The organism is Paracoccus wurundjeri (genome assembly GCF_030678915.1).
Taxonomy (GTDB): Bacteria; Pseudomonadota; Alphaproteobacteria; order Rhodobacterales; family Rhodobacteraceae; genus Paracoccus; species Paracoccus onubensis_A.
On record NZ_JAUUTZ010000039.1, the window covers coordinates 1 to 23,023 of the forward strand.

Consider the following 23,023-nt stretch of genomic DNA (forward strand, 5'->3'; position numbering starts at 1 on the left):
CGTGTCGTGCCATACCGGCGCGCAATATCCGCAACCGTCACTCCGGGCATCATGCTCTCCGCCGCGATCCGCGCCCGTTCTGCCTTCGTGCGCCGCCGCCGACCACTCGGAACCTCGATCACCTCAAGCCGCGAAACTCCAACGCCCATCGAGCCGTCCAAATGGACGCCCATTTTGCCGTCTCTTTCCAAATCCAAAACCTCCGTCACCCGCATCCGCGCAAAGTGCCCGGGTCAAGTCAGAAATGGCAGGAGGGGATCGGCGTCGCGCTTACCCTAGTCCAGTTCCTTCACTATTTTCTCCGGCACAACGAGGATGTCTGCGTAATCCTCTTCATCTCCATGGGAAAGATTGAAGAGCAGGCCATCGGCGGTTTCCGTAAAATCGCAATAATCGCCACCAGCCCCATAGCTGCTTCCACCGGGCAGGATTTCGAGCAGAGCATCACTGCGGTAATGGTGGAGTTGGCTCACCGTATGGCTGTTGATCTCGACATTGAGACAGAGCGCGCCGCTGTGATGGAATGGACGAACGACTATCGTGACTTCCCCTTCCAAGATGCCTTCGACGGACTTGCCGTTTTCGTTTAGCGCTGTACCACGCTGATAGGGCGTGCTGAACGTCTGCTTGACGGTTGTGGACCGGCCCATCACGCCAACCCAGGTCGCAACCGTTACCAGTGTTTCATTTGCATAGATCGAAGCACGTATGCGATAGGCGTCTTCCGCCTCCTGGGCCGGGAGCGCGGTGGTTGTCGTAGTGAGCAGGGCAAAGCCTAAAAGCATGCGGCTGGCAATAATCATATCTCTTATAACTCGTCGCAGAATATCGTCGGAGATTGGGCTCATGAGATGTGCAAGCATCGTCCCTTATCTGTAGACCTATGCCGAGAGTATCGCCCACGTTGCAACCGTCAGCAATGGGCTCTTCGTGTCGATGTGACGGGATGGTACCGATGCGGGACGCAGCTGCCGGTCGGCCAGCTACCGGCCAATAGCTCAAGCTGTATCGAACCGGAGACGCGCAGCCGCAAATATTAACAGCAGACCACAGACAGCGGCGCCAACCAGATAAGGCGCGTGAAGTGCATCGCTTCGCCCAATGGACGGAGTCAGCACGGCGACCAATGCGCCAGCGCCCATAGTGCCAAAAGGCATCGCTCCCCAGCCGAAGAACCTGTAGACAGAGTTAACCCGGCCGAGAAGATCATCTGGGATGAGGCGCTGGCGATAACTGACCGTCACCACGTTCCACAGCATCCCTGCCGCTGCCTCTAAAAATAAGGCAAGACCCGCCAATGCCGGGGAACCAAACAGGCCGAGCATAAGATTGACGGTGACAAAGGTGCCGAGAGCGGCGAGAAGACTGCGACGCATACCTAAACGCCCCGCCACAACTGGGGCGAACAGGCCTCCGGCAACCCCGCCCATCGCGCCAAATGTCAGCAGCACCCCGTATCCAGTCGAGGGCAGCGCCAGAACCTCCTGCGCGTAAAGCACCAATATTGTCATACCGCCGATGAAAACCGCGTTGATCGCCCCCAGCATGATCGCTAGACGCAGGATCAGCGGATTGCGCCACATCCATCCAAGCCCCTCCAGTAGTGCAGGGAGAAATTTGGCAGAGACTGTGGTTTTCCGGGGCGGCAGGGCGATCATCCAGATCAGCGCGGCGGACAGCGCGTAGATCGAGGCGTCCACTCCGAAGGGCAACGCCATTGACGTTGCTATTAGCAGTCCGGCCACGGGCGGCCCAATGAATTGTCCAGTGATTTGCTCGGCGCTCCACATCTGGCCATTGGCGCGTTCCAGATCGCCGTGTGCGACGATAGAGGGCAGGACCGTCTGGGCGGCGTTGTCGCGGATCACCTCGGCTGAGCCGAACAGGAACCCCCACCTTTTGAACGTCAGCTTTCAGAAAGATGCCCCTGGGGCTTTGCGACCGCAGCGGAGCTGGCGCTGCGCGATAGCCGAATGTCGTGAAAGGGCTGCGACCGGTCTTCTACACCTGCGAATCAGCCCAAGGGAGCGGCAACTTGGGCTCGGAACGGCCTTGCGGCCGCTTAAAGCCCGCTAGCAGGCACGATCGGCCCTGAGCTGCAGTTGGATTGGCCACGATGACGACGCGGCGCGTCCCGCTTAAGCGGACCTTGGTCGATCGTGCGGCATTTTTAGCTATATCGTTGGCTGAGCAACGGAGCTATCTGTAGTTCGATGCCTTAAGCAAACTCCGCTTTCCTTACTTGTTTGAAGTGTCGGTTCACGTTGTGATTCAAACTATTTCAGATGACCCGAGCTTCTTCACTCTGGTTTCTGTCTAGTATGCTACGGGTTTGATCTTCGTCAGCGGGTGTTATACCGAGACCTCTTTCAATCTCATGGTCTTGCTCCCAGAGTGCGAATATAGATTCGATCTCACCTTCATCCAGTACCTTGGTATTTGTTAAACGTTCGAGCGCTAGAAGACGGTGAAGTATGATTTGGCGTGCGCAAGTAGAAAATGGACCCGGCAATTCTGATCCATTGCGGCGTACAGGCCAGCGAAGCTGATGGTCGTTCCGAATTACCGAGAGCCAATTCCGGAACTCTAGGAAGGGCGCTAAATTGGAATGGCCTGCTTCAATGAGCTTCAAGGCAGATTTGTCTCTCCGAACCACAGTGCAAGTCCAACACCCAAACCTACCTGAAGCACATGGTGGAGCGGTTGGGGACCGTAGGACGGGGCACTCCCCCGACGCGTCCCGATAAATGCCTTCGATTTCCCTTGCTGAAATGGAGCTTACATTGTCGATCATGAAAAGGGTGTCCCAAACATCCGAAATCGTGAAGTCGAGTATTGGAAGGTACAGGGATACCTTCGACCTGCCTTCCTTTTGGGTTTGCCAATGATCATCTCCAAATTTCGAAATTGAACGCCGTCTCTGTTCGCTTTCATTTCTGCGACTACCCAGTAACACAACCGTGTTTTCACGATCACCTTCTTGAATAAAATCAGATACGGGATTAATGCGGAGTCCTTTGGTGCACCACCGAAAGCTGTTGGTGGGTGTCGGGTACCCTCGACCGGCGACTTTGACGAAGAAGCGATCTTTTACAGGCGCCTTCAATAGCTGTACGGAAATGCTGATTTTCTTCTTTGCAAACTCCATTTCCATTTTTCGAAGTGTGCGCTTCACGTATTCGTCAATTAACGGATTTTCCACTCCCGTATCACAGTAAATTAAAGAGGCATTAACGGGCAGCGCTTCAACATTTCTTAGCGCTGCAATGAATATTTTCAGAGTCGCAGTAGAGTCTTTCCCTCCGGAATATGCTAGGATCCATCTCTTTTCGGGGTTAGCTTCAATTGCAATTTTGGTTCGCGCAATGGCCGCAAGAATATTTTCAGCCATCTTCAAGAAAATACTTCAATACTTGGCATCTGTGGAACTGTTCGATGATTGCCAACTGTTCGTCCCCAATTTCTTTGTGTTTTCGAGTAACTATCTCTCCGATGGGCCAGCAAATAATGGCAAGGAATGCGAAAATAGCAAGTCCTATGAGTGCACTCTGCGATGAAAACAAAAAGTGATGCAGCAACGCATATGTCGCAAAAAAGATTGCGATGGCTTTGGTATCAGCGATAGTAGTCCAAATGTACCCGTTGAAATATGCGCGTTTTGCATGAAGCTTCAGGCTACCGTCCGAGTCTACAATTTTATAAAAGAGCCGGCGCAATTTTGGCCATTCCGAACGCGGGCTTTCTAGGTTTCCTCCCCCAATTGAGACCATTCTACGTCGAATATTTTGATTTATCGAATCAAAATGCTTACGATTTGCCCAATCTCGCAATGGTGTCAGGTAGTAGACGACCGCAGCAACAATTGCCGGGAGATGCGAGCCAAAATCCGAGATCGACTTCGGTACTACAATTTTCCAATCCCCAGTTACTGACCCTAGAAAGGCCCAAAAAAGGATGATGATAATGCCGGGGGTGATAAAGCGGAGACTCTTTAGGAGCTCGATCGGCATACAATCCTCACATATGTGAACAGGTTAGTTTGCTCTTAATCAAACTACCTCTAAGTTGCAGCGCCAGCGTGGCGTGTGCAACCCTCTTCAGCCAATGTCTGCTGCTTGTGTCGCAAGGGGAGGCTTGATGACTTCGTAGCGTACGATTGCATCCCACCCCCGCGCCGATGTTGGGTTGGTGATGCTGAGCGTTGGAGAAACGGCCGCTCCGATCTAATGTTGCTGACCTGCAACGCTGCGTTGCCGCAAGCCCGCTCTCCGCCCTTCGAGCCATGGGCACAGCGATATACTGCGTCTGGCGTGAATGTCGTGAAAGGGCTGCGACCGGCCTTCTGCACCTGCGAAATAAGCTGCCCACAGCAGCTCAACCCCATACGACATCGACCGGACATCCGGCATCGAAAAGCCGATGGGGATATAATCCATGTGTGTCCAAGACAAGCCGGTAGCAGAAGATTCACTAAACGGGCCGTTTTCGAGATTAGGATACTCCGGTTACCGGCGGTCAGTGCTTTTCTCCCGTGGCATGAGCTGTGCCATGACGTCACCGGAGATCGCATCCGCCGCATAGCCGAATGTGCCGGAGGATTTCACCTCATCTGCAGCCCGCTTCAGCGCACCGAATGCGGCTCGCGCGAAGGAGCCACCGACGCTGATCCGGCGCACTCCGGCCCCGGACAGTTCGGCAACCGAGTAATTCTTGCCCCTAAGCCCCATGACGACATTGACCGGCGTGTCCACCGCCCGGCACACGGTCCTGATTGCCTCGATATCGGGAAGTCCGGGCGCGTACACAACATCGGCCCCAGCCTCGCAGAAAGCCTGAAGCCGGGCAATCGTGTCGTTCAAATCCGGCCTTCCCCAGAGATAATTCTCTGCCCTCGCGGTCAACAGGAAGGGTAAATCGCGCGAGGCTTCCGCTGCGGCCCGGATACGTTCGACCGCGTGGGATAACTAGTATATCGGAGCATCAGCATCACCTTTGGCGTCCTCGATCGATCCGCCGACCAGCCCGATCGCGGAGGCCATACGGATGGTTTTGGCGCAGGTTTCCGGATCGGTGCCAAAACCGTCCTCCAGATCGGCGGTGACCGGGATCCTCAGTAACATTGACGCTGCCGCAATGGGGGCAACGTCTGTTGTGTGGGGTTTGGTCCGGTGCCGTTCACGCGGCATCCTGCCCGGGCTTGTCGATCTCGCCGACCGTCTGGTTGATGAAATCCACGGCCTTCTGGGCTTCGGCCGCGGCCTTGAAGATCATCTCCTTGTCAGCTTTCATCGCCTCCAGCCAGCCTTCGACATAGGCGGCGCTCTGATCGAATTGCGACTCCACCCCCAATTGCACGACGAGGAAGCAGGCGCCGATCTCCGCGACCAACTCGTCAAAGGCATATTCTTTGCGGCTGGCATGCACCTTCTGCGTGGCCAGCCGGGCCGGCCCGCAAGCCCAATGGGTCAGCTCATGTGCCAGGGTGCCGTAATATCCGGCCGCGTTGAAGAAACTCGTGATCGGCGGGATGTGGATGTGATCCTTCACCGGGTGGTAATAGGCGCGCGGCTCTTCCGAAGTGATGATCTCGGCACCGGTCCGTGCGAAGAACGCCTCCAGTTCCGGATCGGCCTGCGTGCCCAGATCGCGGGACGGCTCGGGACGGATGTAATACTCCTCCGGCAGGCCGTCGATCTGATCGGCATTGAAGACATTGTTCACCCTGGCGAAGCGGATCCGGCGCTTACCCTCTTCACCATCCTCTGCCTCCTCGTCCTCCCGCTCGATCTGGCCATAGAAGACGGATTTCGCGGCCTTCTCGCCCTTGCGGACCGATCCGCCCAGCTCGACCGCCTGCCTGAAGGTCATCCAGCGGGCCGAGTTGTATCCCCGCTGATGGGCGGTGGCCCAGAGCATCAGGATATTGATGCCGTTATAGGTCTCGCCATTATGGCGTAGTGGAAAGCTCGCGCCGCTCAGATCCCCGGTCCAGGGTTTGCGCCATGGCGGCGTGCCCGCCTCAATCTGGACGATAATCGTGTCGGTGACATGCTGCTTGATATCGAAATTCCGGGCCATCGGATGTCCTTTCCCTTCCCTTGCGACACGCGACCGGGACCTGATGCCCCTGTCCGCGTTGGCGGGGCCGCGCGTGATCTGTCAGATGAAATGCGCCCCATGCATTTCGGCTGGACGGAGCAGGTGAGGGCGCCAGCCCGGCCTGCGGGCCGGACCGGGCTGGTCAACGCCCACATTCACGTCGGGAATGTCTGCCGCGAAAACCGCCGCCGATTTGCCGCGCGAGGAATGCCCTTCGGGCAGGGGAAATCGGTGGTGGTTTTCGGGGATGGGCAAGGTTGACCCGATCGGGGCGGTCTGTCAGGCGGACACCACCAAACGATAAGCTGTCGGGCGGGAGGTGAGCGTGGGGTACGCGCCTGCGCGTGGCCCGCGTCGATCCTTAGGCACGGCCGTTGTTTCACCGCGATCCCGGCTCGGGCCGGGATTTCCGTAGAACCGAGGGCGCTATACGCCCTCCCCTGTCACGCCAAACTTATCGTGGCGGGAACGGCAGGCTGACTGACCTACGGGGACAAGCCGGTTTCCGCGGCGCAGCTTTGACAATGCATCCATCGCGCGCTAGGGCAGCAAGCACTCTCAAGCGGACCGCACCAACAACAACTGCCATAGCTCGTCGCGTGAATCACCGCACCTCAGCTGGATAGCGGCTGACGGTGGAATACCATCGATCAGAGCAGGAACCGTCTGTCCAGCGAAGGGGTAAACTGACTGTAGCGAGACAAAACAACCTTGCCGTCTGTTTTCCATCTGTCAATCACCAGATCCAGTGATTGTGCATAAGATCACAAGCCGCTCAGTCTTCGTGATAAATGCGGAAGAGAATATGTCTGTTCAAACTGCCGTTCTGCGTCGACCAGTGGCAACATACCAATGGGGCACATATTCACGGCGGTGGCCGGGGTGACTCATGCCTTCCGCAGAATCTTCTCCATCGTCTTTCCTCTGGCCAATTCGTCGATCAACTTGTCCAGATAGCGGATTTCCCGCATGGTCGGCTCTTCGATATCCTCCACTCGAACGCCGCAAACCACGCCCCTGATCAAGCCTCGTGCCGGGTTCAGACGAGGCGCGTCGGCGAAAAAAGTCTCGAAATCCATCTGGTCTTCCAGCCGAACCGCCAATTCCTCCTGACTGTAGCCCGTCAGCCAGAGAATGATTTCATCAACCTCGTTCCTGGTCCGACCCTTTTTCTCCGCCTTCGCCACGTAATGCGGATAAACGCTGGCGAAGCTCGTCGTGAAAATCCTGTGCTTTGCCATCCTACCTCCCAATCCCGGATATCTATGACCGAGGGAACCTGACGGCCCGCCGGTTCGTCAACAGGATTTCCGCGCTCCGGCATCTATACGGCACTCCTGCGGCGGGAATGGATGCACTCTACGCGACGAGGGCAGCAAGATTGGCCAGCGTCGATTGCATGGCAGCCTCATGTTCCGCAATGACGGTTACCTTTATACCGTTCAATACCGCCTCCAGGCTCCATCTCATGATCATGGTCCCAGAGAAGACTGGATCATCCCGGCAACTGATGTTGCTCCAGCGTCTCGTCATCGCCATCCGATCTCATCGCATCCGCGATCAGATGCTCCACCGTTTCATTGAAATAGGCGGTCAGCTCCCGGTGCAACATGCGGAACTCCCCGGTGACAATTCGCTCGAAGCGTGATTGCCGGACGCGAACCATGACCGTGGTGCGGCGTTGCCGGGGATAGCGGTAGGGGTGGATGCCGTGCTTGCGGCAAAGCGCGACGAAGATCCGAACCGATCAGACATCTGGCAGGGAATATTGCATCTCGGTCTCAGGATCGTCATCGGCCTCCAGCTCGAAGGCGAGCTTCGCCTGGAGACGATCGCGTGCCGCCCCGGCCGCCGCCCGCTCGCCCGCGGTCGCACCCCGTGCGAACAGCGCCTCGAGCTTCGCCAGCTTCTCGCGTAACCGATGGGGCGTCTAACGAGGAAAGAACTCCCGACGCACTATATGAATGGCACAGACTGCCGTGAAAGTCCCGAAAGCTAGGCGATCACAAAGGGCTCTGATCCGCCTTGTGGCAATGCAGCATGCGGTAAAGAACTCTAAACCGCCTCCTGTCATCACTGGAACCGGCAAGGGGGGCCCAACGCCTGCTGTTAATCGGCGGTGCTCCCGCGACACCTGAGCCCCGAACTGGCGCGTTGAAGTTGCTCCGGTTCAGCGTTCACGCCGATAGTGCATAGCGACCGCGCCGTTGCGGAGCAGCTTCGCTGAGACCAGTTCGAGCCGTCGCGTACTGGGTAGCCCGCCCCGGTACAGGGTCGGGCCATGGCCGGCGATCCTGGGATGGACGAGGAACTGATACTCATCGATCAGATCCAGCCGGTCCAGCTCGGTTGCGAGTTTACCGCTACCGAGGAGCACGCCGGCCGGTGTTGCGTCCTTGAGCCTCTGCACGCCTGTTCGCAGGTCGTCGGCGATATGGTGGCTGTTGGTCCACGAGAAGTCCTTTCGCGTCGATGACACCACGTATTTCGGCTTGGCGTCCAGTTTGACCGCCCATTCGCGTATCGCCGGCGGTGCCTCCACGTCGCCGCGGGCAACCGCCGGCCAGTAGCTTTCCATCATCTCGTAGGTGATGCGGCCCCACAGCATCGCTCCGCTCTCATCCATCAGGTAGGTGAAGAACGCATGCGTCTCGTCATCAGCGATTCCCGCTTCATGGTCGATGCAGCCGTCCAGGGTGACGTTTATGCTGAAGGTCAACAATCCCATGTGCCGAGCCTAAACCATCCGCTCGACAAGACCCAGGGTTATTGCTCGTGGCTGATGTATGGTCTCTTTGCTGCCGATCTCTGCGGCGCCGTGATATGCTGGCGCGCCGGCATCCAGCTGACGGTGAGGCGGGAGTGGTGGATCGGAGGATTCGCCATGACTATTGAGAATTTGCCCGCCATTCGTGCCTGCCGCCCCGCCTGGAACAAGGGGCGTATTGTCGGCCAAAAGCGTCCGCTGCTGCCGAAACATGTCTGGGCGATCAGGGTCCGACTCGAGATTGCGAACAATGTCTGCGATCTTGCGTTGTTCATCCTTGCCATCGACAGCAAGCTGAGGGGCTGTGATCAGGTGAAGCTCAAGGTCGCCGATGTCTACGCGGCTGGTCAGGTCAAGGAGCGCGCCTCGATCATCCAGAGCAAAACCCGGAAACCGGTTCGCTTCGAGATCACCGAGGGCACGCGAAAATCGATCACGGCTTGGCTCAAAGACCCGATGATGATCGGGTCTGAATATCTTTGGCCTGGTCGCTTTCACGAGCGGCTGCACATCTCGACCCGTCAGTATGCCCGGCTGGTCCGAGACTGGGTCACGTCGATCGGCCTCCAGCCGTCATCTTATGGGACGCATTCCATGCGCCGAACCAAGGTTGCCCAAATCTACCGAAAGACTGGCAATCTGCGCGCCGTTCAACTCCTGCTCGGTCATACCAAGATGGACAGTACGGTGCGATACCTTGGTGTTGAGCTTGAAGATGCACTTGTGATTGCCGAAGCTGTTGAAATCTGAAACAATGGGCGGCCCAGCAGAGGCGGCCCATAGCCGCCGGTCAACGTATACTAGGGCCGCGCAGTCACGCTCCCGAAACCGGCCGTTCGTGCTCAGCGCAGAAGCCATAGTCGGACTTAGCCATCTTCACCAAGAGAGTGCAGGCGCGTCGGGGCGCAGTGCGACGACATCGACCGCGCTCCGTTGCATCAAATCAGCCGTTGAACAGAGCCACTGCATCCGCGCCCGCGGGCAGGCGCACCGGTGCGGCTGGATCTGTTGCGATGCGCCAAATTGCCGCCACCACATCTTCGGCCTGGGTCTTGTCCTCATCGGTCCCGGCGGCTAGTCGCGCAAACACCTCCTGAGCCATCTCGGCATAGGGCTCGGGGAAGCCGCCCGCCTGCACCATCCGCTCGCGTGCATTGCTGCCAAACGCCGTGCCCGGCGCCTGACCCGGTAGCACCACATGGCTCCGGATGCCGAAAGGGGCCAGTTCCAGCGCAATCACTTCGGTGAGCGCATTCACCGCAGCCTTGCTGGCGGTGTAGACTGACAGCAGGTCATAATTCTTCAACGTGACGCTGGAGGTCACATTAATGATCACCCCCGCCCGGCGGGCGCGGAACTGCGGCAGCACGGCCTGGATCATCGCGATGGTGCCGAAGGTATTGGTCCCGAAGATTTCTTGCACGATCGGCATCGGCGTGCCTTCAACCGCATTCAGCCAGCCGATGCCGGCATTGTTGACCAGCACATCGATCTCGCCCGCAGCCGCCACCGCAGCGGCGATGCTGTCGGGGCAGGTGACGTCCAGCGGCAGGATCGTCAGCCGGTCAGAGGCGGGCAGCAGATCGGGCTTCGGGTTCCGCATCGTCGCGATGACAGTCCAGCCCTGGGCCAGGAAGTGCCGCGCGGTCTCAAAGCCAAAGCCCGAGGAGCAGCCGGTGATCAGGATGGTGGGCATGAGAAAGTCCTTTCATTGTTGCCCGACTTACCTAGCCACGGACGGTGCGACGCCCTATAATCCGAAGTCCATGATGATTTATCAAAAGTCCAAATTGCGATTGCCATGACCGATCCGCTGACCCAGATCGTAACGCTGCTGCGCCCCGGCGCACCCTATGCCAAGCTGGCCAGCGCCTCGGGCGCATGGCGGGTGCGGCGGGATGAGGACAATATTGTCTTCTACAATCTGACCCTGTCAGGTCAGGCGCTGCTTGAGGTTGACGGTCGCCCGCCCGTTCTGCTGGAGGAGGGGGATTTCGCACTGATCCCGGCGGCGCGGCGCTTCACCTTTTCCAGCCCCGATCCTGTCTTGCCACAGGGGCAATTCTCGAATCCCGTTCTGACTGCCCCCGGACAGGTACGCATCGGGGATTCCGAACTGCCGGTTACGACGCAGCAACTGGTCGGCCATTGCACCTTTGCGGCGCGGGATGCCGGGCTGCTGCTGACGCTGCTGCCTGATCTGGTGGTGATCCGCGGCGAGGCACGGTTGGCGATGCTGATCCGCCTGGTCGCAGATGAGGCGCGGGCCTCGCGGCCCGGGCGCGAGGTGGTTCTCGAGCGGTTGCTGGAGGTCCTGCTGATCGAGGCGTTCCGTGTCTCGGGCGGCATCACCGCGCCGCCGGGTCTGCTGCGGGGCCTCAGCGATCCGCAGCTCTCCATCGCGCTGCGCGCCCTGCATGCCGATCCCGCGCGGCCCTGGACGGTGACTGACCTCGCCCGCATGGCTGGGCTGTCGCGCTCGGGCTTTTTCGCGCGATTCGAGCGTGAGGTGGGGCGCACGCCAATAGCCTATCTGACCGACTGGCGGATGAGTCTCGCCAAGGACCGGCTGCGGCGCGGCGACGGCAGCCTGTCCGAGATCGGTGCCGCCCTCGGTTATGGCTCAGCCAGCGCGTTCAACACCGCCTTCGCGCGCGAAGTCGGCCGGCCGCCGGGGCAGTATGCCTTGTCGATTGCACAGCGGGAACTGGAGGCGACGCATGTCTGAGAAGAGGTGGCTCTAAGCCGACGGACGATTCCTGTCAGATGACATGGCGCAGCTTCCCTGAACCAGCCATTGGCGCCCGCTGCAGCGAACAACAATGGCAGTGCAGCTATATGAGCATCATACTTCAGAGGAGATCTGCACTGCCAACCCCTATCGGCATGCTCAACGAAACTATCGCGCTACGCAAAAAAATGATCTCACCTCGGCCAGGCTTTCAGTTAAGATACAGCGAGTTTTGTGGAGAGGATTTGAATGACGTTGTTCGACTGGCTTCCTGGACGCAGTTCTGAACCGCAGCGGCGCGATCCGCAACGGGCTGATGGTTACGAACCTTTATCCTCTCGAACCGACCATCCATCTGCCAGACCGTTCTTTGGCCATGCCGAACAAGTCCCCCAGGGACGCTTTCGCTTCATCGCGTTAGATGTGGAAACGGCATGCAGCGATGTCGCAAGCATCTGCCAGATCGGCCTGGCATGCGTGCAACCCGATAACGAGATCCAGACATTCTCGATGCTGATCGATCCCCGCACCCGGTTCGACCCGTTTAACATCCGCCTCCACGGCATCGGGCCGGATCATGTCGCGCAGGCACCCGGATTTGCGGACGCCCTGAGGGTTCTTCTGCCCCTGTTGACCCAGCACCACCTTGTCCAGCACAGCAATTTCGACAAGCAGGCGGTGAATGCCGCCTGTAGATCCTGTGGCATCGACGCTCCCGACTTGCGGTGGAGCGACAGCGTCACGATCGCGAGGCGGGCCTGGCCGGAGTTGAAGGGGAATGGCGGACACGGGCTGGCCAACCTCAAGAGGAAGCTGAACCTCCGGTTCCACCACCATGACGCAGGAGAGGACGCCCGCGCAGCCGCAATGGTCGTGCAGCACGCCGAGAGCCATCTTGGCCTTTCCTTCGAAGACCTGATCAAGCCAGTTGGCAAAAAGGGCTATGCTCCCGCGATCACCATGGCGGGAAACCCGTCAGGGCCGTTGGCCGGTTTCACGGTGGTTTTCACAGGCGCACTTGGCATGTCCCGAACCGAGGCGGCCGAGCTGGCGGCCCGGGCCGGGATGTCGGTAAAAGCGGGTGTGACCAAGCAGACCACTCATCTCGTCGTCGGGGATCAGGATCTGTCGCTTCTTGCCGGACATGCTCGAAGCAGCAAGCACCGAAAAGCCCAAGAAATGCAGGATGTCGGTCACCCCATACAGATCATCGGCGAAAGCGATTTTCGAAGGCTTGTCGCTGACTGTGGCACAGCCTGAATCTCTGCATGGGCTACAGTCGGCCCATTCTTGCCGTTCAGCGTCCTGTGCGATGCCGCAGTGCGGCTTCATTGAAACGGTCATTCATGCTGGTCGCAGCGAAACCGATCTATCAAACTGGTAAAATGCGGGACGGAGCGGCCGTTCACCGAAGTAGATTCGCAGCGATGATTGTTTGAGTTATGACCATTATACCGATTGGAATATGGAGAGGCATAAAAACGCTGTCAGTCGTTACATAAGACATAAGTGCGAACTCCAAGCCAAAGCCGATGCAAGCCGGGAAACTAGCGAGAACGTAAGATCTGACCGAAACCGCGACCATTGGCCTCAGCTGCCAAAATCGTCCCTTCAACGGCTGATAAATCCGCTGTTCTGACGTGCCTAACACAGCCCTTTCGCGGGCTAGGGCGGCAGCATTGAATCGCAATGACGCGTACAATATCAAGGGGATGGCGGTAAGCGCAGAAATGATGATGACGCCAAATGCGATCCCAATCAAGGCCGCACCTCTGGTATGCAGATAGACATAAATTCCCGCCAGGAAAACCGTTGGCAGGGACAGGGACAGCAGACCCGCTATGACGATCTCGCGCAGAAAGGCTCTCCGACCTAAAGTGACAGCCATAGCTTCTGTTGACGTCGGATTGAGAATCGAAACCACTACTTGCGACACTTGAATGCCTTCCAGAATTGATATGACTGATCGCCAGTTTAGCCCAGCCCCGAATGCCCGCAACGGGCTCGAACCGAACCTGCGGCGAAACAGCGAGCGGAATCTTCGGCCCACCCAAACTCCCGTCGCGTTACAACCTATTGCGGTCACTCGCGATCAGTTCGGATGCTGCGGCCGGGCTTGTCATTTCGACCATTCGCCGTGTCAGCAAAGTCACGGACAGTAAGAATTCACGCAATGCGGAAGAGGACTGACATTGCCCGTGCTCAGGTTCGCGCCCTCGAGGCATTGATCTCGGTTGCGAGCTGTTCGCACTTGGCGCTAGCCCACTCGTGCGCATCGGCGCCGAACAGAAGTCGCCTGGCTGGTTCGGCGGAGGATGCCTCGGCAACGATCAGGGCGGACAGTTCCTCGGGATCGTTCTGCTGCGCGCCGTTCGCTTCGGTGATCAAGGTTCGAAAGCCGGCTACCGCCTCGGTATAATCCGCAATGTCTAAATCCCCCTGCCGCGCACTGGACGGATCGAGAAAGTTCGTGCGCATCATTCCGGGTTCCACGATTAAAGAGCGGATACCGAGCGGTGCGATCTCTTCTGCGACGCCCTCCATCCAGCCTTCGAGCGCGAACTTGGACGCCGAGTAGATCGAGCCGCCGGGATTCGAGACGAGGCCGTTGACCGACGAGATGGTAACCACGAGGCCCGAGCGCTGCCGGCGCATCGTGGGGAGCACCGCGCGCGCCACGTTCATTGCCCCGAACAGGTTGATCTCGAACTGCCGGCGCACGTCCTCTTCCGGGATCGTCTCGAACCATCCAAGCTGCGCGCGACCTGCATTGTTGACCAGGACGTCGATCCGGCCGAACGTCCCGATGGCTGCGTCATGCGCAGCCGAAGCTGCTTCGGCATCCGTCACATCGAGCGGCAGCACGAGCAAGCTGTCGTCCGGAGCGGAGAGGCTTTCGGCAAGGCCATCGATGGATTGGCTGGTCGCCACGACTCTGTCGCCCGTCCGAAGGACATCGCGGGCGAGCAGATATCCCAATCCCCTGCCAGCTCCTGTGATGAACCATACCTTGTCTGTCATTGTCAGCTCCTCTCATCTTGCCAATCATATATTAGCCTATCTATGCAGCATGCGATTAGTGCCTCGAAATTTGTCGAACCAAGTAGTAAGGCTACTGAATGGACCCGCGTAAGTTCTCCGATCTCTTCATCTTCAACCGAGTTGCCGAGCAGCGCAGCTTCACCGCTGCGGCACGCAGCCTGGGGGTGACCCAGTCCGCCGTCAGCCAGACCGTAAAGCGCCTGGAGGGCGAGCTGGGTGTCAGGTTGCTGTCACGCTCGACGCGCAGCCTCGCCCCGACCGCGGCGGGCGAGCGGCTGCTGGAAACGCTCGCCCCGATCATCGCGGAGATCGACGCGAAAATCGAGGTTCTGGAACGGATGCGCGAGCAACCTGGCGGGCGCCTACGGGTGACTTGCGGAAAACATGCCGCCGATACGCTCGTCTGGCCGGCCTTCTCGCGGCTGATCGCGACCCATCCAGAGATCGACGGCGAGCTGAGCGTGGAGAACAGGCATGTCGATATCGTTGCCGAGCGGTTCGACATCGGGATACGTCTGCGCGAGGATCTGGAGATGGACATGGTTGCCGTACCCGTGGGGCCGCCCTTGAGAGCTGTCGTTGTGGGCGCGGCGCGGTATCTCGACACATGCGATCCGCCGCGCACACCGCGCGACCTGTCGGCGCATCGTTGCATCGGCTTCAGAAACGCGGGTGGCACCTTGTCGCCGTGGTCGTTTGAGAAGGACGGACATGCGGAGACGGTAAAGGTGTCGCCGTCAATCATCGTCAATGATGGCGACGCGCTCGTGGGGGCAGCTTGCGCAGGGATGGGCTTGGCCTACATGCTTGAAGATCTCGCCGCATCAGCCGTGAAGGACGGCGCGCTCATCAAGGTTCTTGCCGACTGGTGTCCGCCATTTCCCGGTTATCACGCCTTCTATTCGAGCCGGCGCCATCCGACCCGCGCCTTCACCCTCTTTCTCGAGGCTCTGCGGCAGGAAAACGAGAAGAGAGCGCACGGGTAAGGCACAAGGGCTCCGAGCGGACTTGCGGCAGTGCAGTAACCATCCGCGTCACATGCGATGACGGCCCAGAAAAACGGCCCAAAGCTGACGGCCAGCTGTCCAATGTGCTGGATGGCAGCACTCCTCAAAGCGGCCACCCGGACGCGGTGCGGCACTGCACTGCAGCGGTCGGGTATTATACGTCTCGCCGGTTCTACTGTGGACCACTCAGACGGGACCTTGCATGTTGCGGCAATGACGCTCGGCATTCGATGCGAGGTGCCGAGTGATACAAATTTCCGGAAAGTTCTGGGAGCATCAGTTTTTTGTAGACAGGTCATTCAAAAAATAGTTGGATATCTGAACTCCAAAGTTATCTCCACATGTCACAAAGTGCCTGACGTTTTTAAGCAGGAAATAGAAATGAAAATAGCTCTCAATCAGTTTATTGAATTTTCCTACGGAGATAAGAGGAGGGATAAATCTAAGGTCGCAGGCATAATCAGCGATCTAGAGGTGCCCTACGATCCCGCCAAGGATCACTATAAACAGTTTCGGTAGGCAATGACATCTTTCGAAGATGCAAAGATATCACGTAAAGAGTTTCAAGAACTATACGAAAGCGTATTTGCAAATAAATCCTCAGGATACAAGATATTAAGTAAGAACTATCTTGACTTGAAGGAGGATTATGCCCTCATATGGGAGGGGCGCAGTCCTATTGACCTGCCCCGGGATTTTTCCTCCAGATGCGATTAGAGTCCGGCCCAACCAGAGGACGGACAATGAAGCGAACGAGATTTACGGACGAACAGATTATCGGCATCCTTGCGGAGCATGAGGCAGGCGCGAAGTGCGCCGACCTGTGCCGGAAGCACGGCATGTCGGAAGGCACGTTCTACAACTGGAAAGCCAAGTTCGGCGGCATGACGGTGTCGGAAGCGAAGCGGCTGAAGGCGCTCGAGGACGAGAACGCGAAGCTGAAGAAGCTGCTGGCCGAGCAGATGCTGGATCTGGCGGCGATGAAGGAGCTGGTTTCAAAAAAGTGGTGACGCCTGCCGTAAAGCGCGAGGCTGTCGCGCACTTGAGATCCCTGCTCGGGCTCTCAGAACGGCGGGCGTGTCGGATCGCCGGAGCCGATCGCAAGATGGTTCGCTATCAGTCGCAACGTGCGCCCGAGACAGCGTTGCGTGGCCGTCTGCGCGAGCTGGCCAACGAGCGCCGGCGGTTCGGCTATCGGCGCCTGTTCATCCTGTTGCGACGCGAGGGCGAACCGTCCGGGATCAATCGGATCTACCGCCTGTATCGCGAAGAAGGGCTGACCGTGCGCAAGCGCAAGGCCAGGCGCAAGGCGGTGGGAACCCGTGCCCCGATCTTGGTCGAGGTGCGCGCCAATGCACGCTGGTCGCTGGATTTTGTTCATGACCAGTTCGCATGCGGACGAAGGTTTCGGGTTCTGAACGTGGTCGATGATGTCACCCGGGAATGCCTGGCGGCGATCCCGGATACATCCATCTCAGGCCGCCGCGTGGCGCGCGAGCTTACGAACCTGATCGAGCGCCGGGGGAAGCCCGGAATGATCGTATCCGACGTGCTATGGGACGGAGCTGACCTCGAACGCCATCCTGAAATTGTGCGCAGAGACCCGTATCGAATGGCACTACATCGCGCCGGGCAAACCGATGCAGAACGGTTTTGTCGAAAGTTTCAACGGCCGGATGCGGGACGAGTTGCTCAATGAGACGATGTTCTGCAATCTGGCCCATGCCCGGACCGCCATTTCGAACTGGACCGCAGATTACAACACCGAGCGCCCACATTCTGCCTTGGATTATAAGACCCCGACCGAATACGCTCGAACCCTGACCACCGCAATCGCCCGCCCCGCTGCGCGAGATGAAAGCTCCGCGCGTCGGGCGATTGCTCAACCTGCGCCAATTGGCGTAAACAGCAACCGGGCTCAAGTCGCTGCTGGATGAAAGTTCAGGGGCAGGTCAAAACGGATAAATGTCTTGAACTTTCGCCAAATCGAAATGCTCAGAGCGATAATGCTCTCGGGGAGTGCCTCGCGTGCAGCCGAAATGTTGGGTGTGACGCAACCAGCAATCAGCCGTTCGCTTGCCGAACTTGAACGTGACCTAGGGTTTGTACTTTTTGTGCGCAGCGGTAATGGTCTTCGGGCTACGGCAGAGGGTATCGCATTTTGGCAAGAAGCGGAGCCCATTCACCGGCAGATCGACAATCTACGCGATGTCGCCCACCGTATCCGAGACCGGGGCGTGGGCAGCCTTCGGATTGCCACGCTTCCGGCGCTTACTTCCCTTTTGGTCGAGGTAATGGCCCGGCTCTCGCGAGAGCAGCCGAGACACCCGATAGCCCTAAGAAGTCATAGCTCCGTCGAGGTCCGGCAGCTTGTGAGTTCCGGTCAGTGCAATTTTGGCCTTATCTCGGGCGAAACGTCGACGATAGGGTTGGAGGCGGAAAGTTTCAGCCGCTACGAGGCCGTGTGTGTGATGGCGCCCGAACATCCGCTTGCCCGGCTTGCACGTATCAGGCCCGAGGATCTGGAGGGCTGCGACTTCATTTCTGTAAGTCCCGAGGATAGTGCCCGCCCCATCGTAGATACTATATTCGCGGAAAGAGGCATCAAACGGAATCTTGTTGCGGAAGGTTATACGTCACAGCTCTGCTGCGATTTGGCGCGGCGCAAAGTGGGCGTCGCTTTGGTAAACCCGGTTGCGGCATTGGCGGTAGCAGGGTGCGACCTGATCGTTCGACCGTTCACCCCCACTATTCCGCTAGAGGTGTTGGTGGTGTTCGCGGCCAACCAGCGGCATACGCATTTGGTTCAGACCTCTCTTGCTGCGCTGCGTGCGGTAGACCAAACCCTGCTAAATAGGCTACGTTCCATATGTTCTGCACAGGTTCCATGACAATTTCTTAGGCGGCAATACTCTTCTGTTATGTGTCTTGGGTCACCTATTGACCCAAAGCCTCTCGCGCGCAGGGATTGGACACATATCAACTCTGAGGTCCGCTATGTTGCACTTTCCCCGAGACGAATTTGACCTGCGCATTGCCGCCGCCCGCTTAGAACTGGATCGGCGCGGGCTGGATGCGCTTTTGATCTTCGCGCAAGAAAGCCATTACTATCTTACGGGATATGACACAGGCGGTTATAAATTCTTTCAATCTGCGGTGCTTACCGCTGATGACACTCCAATCACACTGATGACGCGCCGACCCGATCTGCACCAAGCGCGCCTTACCTCCATCATCGAGGATATCCGTATTTGGTGGGACGGCAACAATGCCACGCCCGCCCTCGACCTGAAGGCGATCCTTGAAGAAAAGGGGCTGAAAGGAAGGCGGATTGGGGTTGAGCTTGCAACCCATGGTCTGACTGCCGCGAATTGGGAAATGCTGCGCCGGGCGCTTGATGGGTGGTGCACGTTTGTCGATGCCTCTGACCTGATAGGCATGCAGCGCATGGTGAAATCTCCGGCCGAACTTGTGTTCATGCGCAAGGCGGCTGAGATGGCAGATGCTGCGGTGACTGCGGTCCGGGGTGCTGCGGCACCCGATGTGGGCGAAAACCTCGTCGAGCTTGCCGCCTCTGAGGCCGTGCTGCGCGCGGGGGGCGAAATCAATTTGGCCAAAGTCATTCTTTCTTCGGGCCCACACGCGATGTTGACAAGGGTTGCCAGCGGCTATCGCACCTTAAGGTCCGGCGAGCAGCTCACCTGCGAATGGGCCGGTATATACCGCCGCTATCATGCAGGCATCTTCCGCACCTTCTCCATCGGCAAGGCACCACAGCGCCACAAGGATCTTTTCCAGATCACACGAGATTCGCTGGATGCCATGACCGCAGCCGCGCGCCCCGGCAACCCGATCGGCAATATCGACCGCGAACACCGGCGCGTCTTTGACGAGCACGGCTATGAAAAACAGCGCCAGCCCACTGCGGGTTATTCGGTCGGCGCGACCTTCCCACCAAAGGCACTGCCGGATGCACCGCCGCTTCTTTATGCTGATAACCCGATGATTGCGGAACCCGGTATGACGTTCTTCCTTCATGCGGTTTTCTCGGATCAGGATACGGGCGATGCGATGATGCTTGGCCACACAATTCTGATCACCGAAACGGGGCATGAAATCCTGAACAAGGTGCCCTGCGACTATCTGGAGTGCTTGTGATGAGCTGTTCTAATCTTGACGACTATCGCGCGCTTTATCCCGTCACTCAAACGAAGGCTTGGCTCAACAATGCTTCGATGGGAACACTCAGCGCGCCTGTGACAGATGCGCTCAACGCCTATCTTCGACGTCATGCCGAAGGCGAGATCAGCATCGAGCATGATCTTGACCTTGTGGCAACCGCACGCGCTGCGGCTGCGCGGTTTATCAACGCAAAGCCCGCCGAGATTGCCTTTACCAAGAACGTCGCCGACGCTCTCAATATCGTTGCCCAAGGCATCGACTGGCAGGTAGGGGACGAGGTTATCATCGCCGACCAAGAGTTTCCTGCCAATGTTTTCCCGTGGATGCATTTGCGCAGCCGGGGCGTCATCGTTCGGCAAGTGCGCAGTGATGGAAGCCGCGTGCCCTTCGAACGCGTGGTCGAGGCGATTACCGAGCGCACACGGTTGGTCAGCCTGTCCTGGATTGAGTTCAGCACCGGTTTTCGCAACGATCTCAAGGCCATCGCCGACGCCTGTCACGCGTGCGGCGCACTTTTTTGCGTCGATGGCATTCAGGGCGTCGGTGCGCTGCCACTTGATGTGCGCGAAACCGGCATCGATATGATGGCAACCTCGTCGCATAAGTGGCTTTTGGCACCGACCGGTGTCGGCTGGCTATACCTGCGCGAGGAACTTATTGACCAGATTGCCGTGAATTGGCCCGGACAAAGCAGCTTTACCCGTGGCAAATCGCTTGATTACCTCGACTTTGATCTGCCGTTCTGGCCAGATGCGCGCCGCTATGAGCCGGGCATCTTGAATTATACCGGACTGGTCGGCTTGACCGCGGCAATCGAACTTTTCGAAAAGGTCGGAATGGACAGGGTTGCCGGACAAATCCGCAAGGTAACGGATTACGCCGTCGAAGGCTTGCGTTCGGCGGGCCTTGAGCTGATTTCCAGCCGCAACAGCGAGGATTGGTCGGGTGTGGTATCATTCCGTGTGCCCGGACAGGATCCAGCAGACGTGCATCGCCGTCTGGGCGAACAGGGGGTGGTGATCTCGCTTCGCGGGGATATTCTACGGATTTCGCCCCACTTCTATAATAACGAAAGCGATATTGACCGCTTTCTCGCGGCACTTGTCTAAATTAATCCGGCCCGAATATTCGGGCCGGGTTTCAAAGTCCCTCAAGCACCGCGCAAAAGGCATCAAGATCGGCCGCAAGCGCCTCGGGCGCTTCGCCGCCAACGCTGAATCGGATCACCGGGCCGGTCGGAGCTGTGCCGACTGTCCGGTTGCCAGTCAGATCCATAGGCGCCACAATACTGTGAAGCCCGCCCCATGACGCGCCTATCGAGAAATGCTGCATCGCCTCAAGCGCGCGCGATACCCGTGGGGCGGCTTGTGGCACCGGTATGACGCTGAAGACTCCACTTGCACCCGTGAAATCCCGTTTCCAGATGTCGTGGCCAGAGAATTGCGGAAGCGCCGGGTGCAGGACTGCGGCAACGGCCGGACAGGTTTGCAGGCGCCCTGCAAGCGCAAGCCCGATGGATCCGGCATGAGCAAGGCGAAGGGGCAGGCTTTGCAATCCGCGCAGCGCAAGAGAACAGTCATCGGGCGACACGCCCAGTCCCAGCAGCTTAAAGCCGGTGCGAAGACGGTCCCAAAGTTCAGGATCGCTTGTTGTAATTGACCCCATCAATAAGTCGGAATGCCCAGCTATGTATTTCGACACGGCTTCGATAGAAATATCGATCCCAAGCGCCAAGGGTTTGCAGAAAAGCGGCGTGGCCCAGCTGTTGTCACAAGCGGTCGGAATCCCCCGCGCCTTTGCCGCAGCGGCGATGGCAGGAAGGTCTTGGATCTCCATCGTGGTCGAGCCGGGCGACTCGGTCAGCACCAGCCGCACCTCAGGCCCTAGCAAGGCGTCGATCCGGCTGCCAATGGTCGGGTCATAGTAGACCACCGTCACACCTAGCCCCGCAAGCATCCGGTGGGCAAACGCACGCACGGGCGGATAGACTGTATCGGGTATTAGCACCGTCTCTCCCGCCCTGACGAGGGACAGGATCGCCAGCGTGATTGCAACAAGCCCCGAGGGCGTCACCATACAGTGCGTTCCGCCCTCAAGTGCCGCGATCTGTGCCTCAAGTTGCCTGCTGGTCGGAGTGCCGTGCAGGCCGTAGCTATAGGCTCCGTGCCCGTTATCGTTGCGCGCCGCATAGGCCGCCGCATCCGGAAAGACGATTGTAGATGCCCGCTCGACTGCCACCGAAACCGATCGGAACCCCTCACGGGAGATTGGTGGCAGCGTGACACAGGCAGTCATATCCTCGGCACGGATGGGAAAATCGCTCATCTGTCAATCCTCAATGGTTCTGCCGCGGGTCAAGCGCGTCGCGCAGACTGTCGCCGATGATGTTAACTGCAAGCACCGCCATCGTCAGGAACGCCGCCGGAATAAGCACGATGCCGGGCTTGACCTGCCAAAGCACTCGGCCTTCGGCCATGATATTGCCCCAGCTTGGGGTCTCGGGCGGGACCCCCGCGCCGATAAAGGATAGACCGGCCTCGATCATGATCGCCTGCGCGAAGATATAAGCTGTCTGCACCACAAGCAGCCCGACAGTATTTGGCAAAATATGACGCCAGATAATCTGCGGCATGGTCGAACCGACCGTGACGGCGGCTTCCACGAATAAGTGTTCACGGACACTTAGGACATTGGCGCGAACCATCCGGGCAACGCGGGGAAACTCTACAATGGTGATGGCGATGATGACGGTATGAAGCGATCCACCGATAATGGCCACAAGCGCGATGGCAAGCAGGATTGATGGGATCGACATAAGCCCGTCCATTACGCGCATGATCGCACCATCAAGCCAGCGCACGGCGCCTGAAACAAGGCCTATTGCAAGGCCGATGACAATGGAAATTACCGATACGGCAATCCCCACGATCAGCGAAACCCGCGCCCCGTAAAGCACACGCGTATATAAGTCGCGCCCAATTTGGTCTGCCCCGAACCAATGTTCAGCCGACGGCGACGCCATTCTTGGTGCTGTGCCAAGGGCGATCGGATCGGTCGTCCCCAGCCAAGGAGCAAAGATCGCCATGAAGCAAATCGCAAGAAGGACAAGGACTGCCAAGGCGGTCAAAGGCTCTCGCCTTAAGATACGACCAATATCAAAGCGTCGCTGCGGGGCAATATCATGTTCCATGATGG

20 protein-coding genes and 2 pseudogenes are annotated in these 23,023 nt (G+C 58.4%); 9 read left to right on the forward strand and 13 right to left on the reverse strand.

The features are described from left to right. Positions 1 to 275: 275 nt before the first annotated feature. From Q0601_RS22935 to Q0601_RS22965, 7 genes and pseudogenes are all read right to left on the reverse strand, one after another. Positions 276 to 803 carry a hypothetical protein gene (locus Q0601_RS22935; protein ID WP_305292300.1) on the reverse strand — a complete coding sequence of 176 codons (528 nt, stop codon included), beginning with the start codon at positions 801 to 803 and terminating at the stop codon, positions 276 to 278. A 195-nt stretch (positions 804 to 998) separates the two neighbouring features. Next, on the reverse strand, positions 999 to 1,910 hold the full coding sequence (locus Q0601_RS22940) for an MFS transporter (RefSeq protein WP_370656178.1): 912 nt from the start codon (positions 1,908 to 1,910) through the stop codon (positions 999 to 1,001). 371 nt (positions 1,911 to 2,281) lie between these two features. After that, the gene (locus Q0601_RS22945) at positions 2,282 to 3,391 is read right to left on the reverse strand and encodes a phosphoadenosine phosphosulfate reductase domain-containing protein (RefSeq protein ID WP_305292301.1); all 1,110 of its coding nucleotides are present in this window, start codon (positions 3,389 to 3,391) and stop codon (positions 2,282 to 2,284) included. Beyond that, entirely contained in the window at positions 3,384 to 4,010 is a 627-nt protein-coding gene (locus tag Q0601_RS22950) for a hypothetical protein (protein ID WP_305292302.1), read from the reverse strand. Before Q0601_RS22950 ends, Q0601_RS22945 begins: the two co-directional genes overlap by 8 nt. A 495-nt stretch (positions 4,011 to 4,505) precedes the next feature. Next, positions 4,506 to 5,186, reverse strand: a pseudogene (locus Q0601_RS22955) (isocitrate lyase/PEP mutase family protein). Beyond that, entirely contained in the window at positions 5,176 to 6,078 is a 903-nt protein-coding gene (locus tag Q0601_RS22960) for an ArdC family protein (RefSeq protein ID WP_305292303.1), read from the reverse strand. The pseudogene Q0601_RS22955 and the gene Q0601_RS22960 overlap by 11 nt, the downstream one beginning before the upstream one ends. Before the next feature lie 908 nt (positions 6,079 to 6,986). Then, positions 6,987 to 7,340 (reverse strand): DUF2200 domain-containing protein, encoded by a 354-nt coding sequence (locus tag Q0601_RS22965; RefSeq protein WP_305292304.1) that lies wholly within the window; start codon positions 7,338 to 7,340, stop codon positions 6,987 to 6,989. A gap of 407 nt (positions 7,341 to 7,747) precedes the next feature. On the opposite strand from Q0601_RS22965, the gene Q0601_RS22970 reads away from it, so the two are divergent. Further along, positions 7,748 to 8,017, forward strand: a complete 270-nt coding sequence (locus Q0601_RS22970) for a hypothetical protein (protein WP_305292305.1) — start codon at positions 7,748 to 7,750, stop codon at positions 8,015 to 8,017. A gap of 252 nt (positions 8,018 to 8,269) precedes the next feature. On the opposite strand, the gene Q0601_RS22975 is transcribed toward Q0601_RS22970, so the two are convergent. Next, positions 8,270 to 8,827 carry a dihydrofolate reductase family protein gene (locus Q0601_RS22975; protein WP_305292306.1) on the reverse strand — a complete coding sequence of 186 codons (558 nt, stop codon included), beginning with the start codon at positions 8,825 to 8,827 and terminating at the stop codon, positions 8,270 to 8,272. Between the two features lie 156 nt (positions 8,828 to 8,983). Here Q0601_RS22975 and Q0601_RS22980 point away from each other — a divergent pair, with 156 nt between their 5' ends. Beyond that, on the forward strand, positions 8,984 to 9,616 hold the full coding sequence (locus tag Q0601_RS22980) for a tyrosine-type recombinase/integrase (protein ID WP_305292325.1): 633 nt from the start codon (positions 8,984 to 8,986) through the stop codon (positions 9,614 to 9,616). A 193-nt stretch (positions 9,617 to 9,809) separates the two neighbouring features. Here the strand turns inward: Q0601_RS22980 and Q0601_RS22985 are convergent, their stop codons facing one another. After that, a complete protein-coding gene (locus Q0601_RS22985; RefSeq protein ID WP_305292307.1) occupies positions 9,810 to 10,562 on the reverse strand; it encodes an SDR family oxidoreductase in 753 nt (250 codons plus the stop codon). 105 nt (positions 10,563 to 10,667) lie between these two features. Between Q0601_RS22985 and Q0601_RS22990 the strand changes: the two genes are divergently transcribed. Next, positions 10,668 to 11,594, forward strand: coding sequence for an AraC family transcriptional regulator (locus tag Q0601_RS22990; protein ID WP_305292308.1), 927 nt, complete (start codon positions 10,668 to 10,670; stop codon positions 11,592 to 11,594). Between the two features lie 252 nt (positions 11,595 to 11,846). Next, positions 11,847 to 12,857, forward strand: coding sequence for an exonuclease domain-containing protein (locus tag Q0601_RS22995; RefSeq protein WP_305292309.1), 1,011 nt, complete (start codon positions 11,847 to 11,849; stop codon positions 12,855 to 12,857). Positions 12,858 to 13,002: 145 nt separating this feature from the next. Here Q0601_RS22995 and Q0601_RS23000 read toward each other — a convergent pair whose 3' ends face one another. Then, a complete protein-coding gene (locus Q0601_RS23000; protein WP_305292310.1) occupies positions 13,003 to 13,485 on the reverse strand; it encodes a hypothetical protein in 483 nt (160 codons plus the stop codon). A gap of 314 nt (positions 13,486 to 13,799) precedes the next feature. Continuing rightward, positions 13,800 to 14,618, reverse strand: coding sequence for an SDR family oxidoreductase (locus Q0601_RS23005; RefSeq protein WP_305292311.1), 819 nt, complete (start codon positions 14,616 to 14,618; stop codon positions 13,800 to 13,802). Between the two features lie 98 nt (positions 14,619 to 14,716). Between Q0601_RS23005 and Q0601_RS23010 the strand changes: the two genes are divergently transcribed. From Q0601_RS23010 to Q0601_RS23030, 5 genes and pseudogenes are all read left to right on the forward strand, one after another. Then, positions 14,717 to 15,625, forward strand: coding sequence for a LysR family transcriptional regulator (locus tag Q0601_RS23010; RefSeq protein WP_305292312.1), 909 nt, complete (start codon positions 14,717 to 14,719; stop codon positions 15,623 to 15,625). Between the two features lie 764 nt (positions 15,626 to 16,389). After that, positions 16,390 to 17,583 (forward strand): annotated as a pseudogene (locus Q0601_RS23015) (IS3 family transposase). A gap of 33 nt (positions 17,584 to 17,616) precedes the next feature. Next, the gene (locus Q0601_RS23020) at positions 17,617 to 18,537 is read left to right on the forward strand and encodes a LysR substrate-binding domain-containing protein (protein ID WP_305292313.1); all 921 of its coding nucleotides are present in this window, start codon (positions 17,617 to 17,619) and stop codon (positions 18,535 to 18,537) included. Positions 18,538 to 18,586: 49 nt separating this feature from the next. Further along, on the forward strand, positions 18,587 to 19,804 hold the full coding sequence (locus Q0601_RS23025; protein WP_305292314.1) for a M24 family metallopeptidase: 1,218 nt from the start codon (positions 18,587 to 18,589) through the stop codon (positions 19,802 to 19,804). Further along, a complete protein-coding gene (locus tag Q0601_RS23030) occupies positions 19,804 to 20,937 on the forward strand; it encodes an aminotransferase class V-fold PLP-dependent enzyme (RefSeq protein ID WP_305292315.1) in 1,134 nt (377 codons plus the stop codon). The genes Q0601_RS23025 and Q0601_RS23030 overlap by 1 nt, the downstream gene beginning before the upstream one ends. A 31-nt stretch (positions 20,938 to 20,968) precedes the next feature. Here the strand turns inward: Q0601_RS23030 and metC are convergent, their stop codons facing one another. Together metC and Q0601_RS23040 are read right to left on the reverse strand one after the other, a co-directional pair. Then, positions 20,969 to 22,153, reverse strand: a complete 1,185-nt coding sequence (gene metC / locus Q0601_RS23035) for a cystathionine beta-lyase (RefSeq protein ID WP_305292316.1) — start codon at positions 22,151 to 22,153, stop codon at positions 20,969 to 20,971. Between the two features lie 10 nt (positions 22,154 to 22,163). Beyond that, positions 22,164 to 23,018 carry an ABC transporter permease gene (locus Q0601_RS23040; RefSeq protein WP_305292317.1) on the reverse strand — a complete coding sequence of 285 codons (855 nt, stop codon included), beginning with the start codon at positions 23,016 to 23,018 and terminating at the stop codon, positions 22,164 to 22,166. Positions 23,019 to 23,023: the final 5 nt, after the last annotated feature.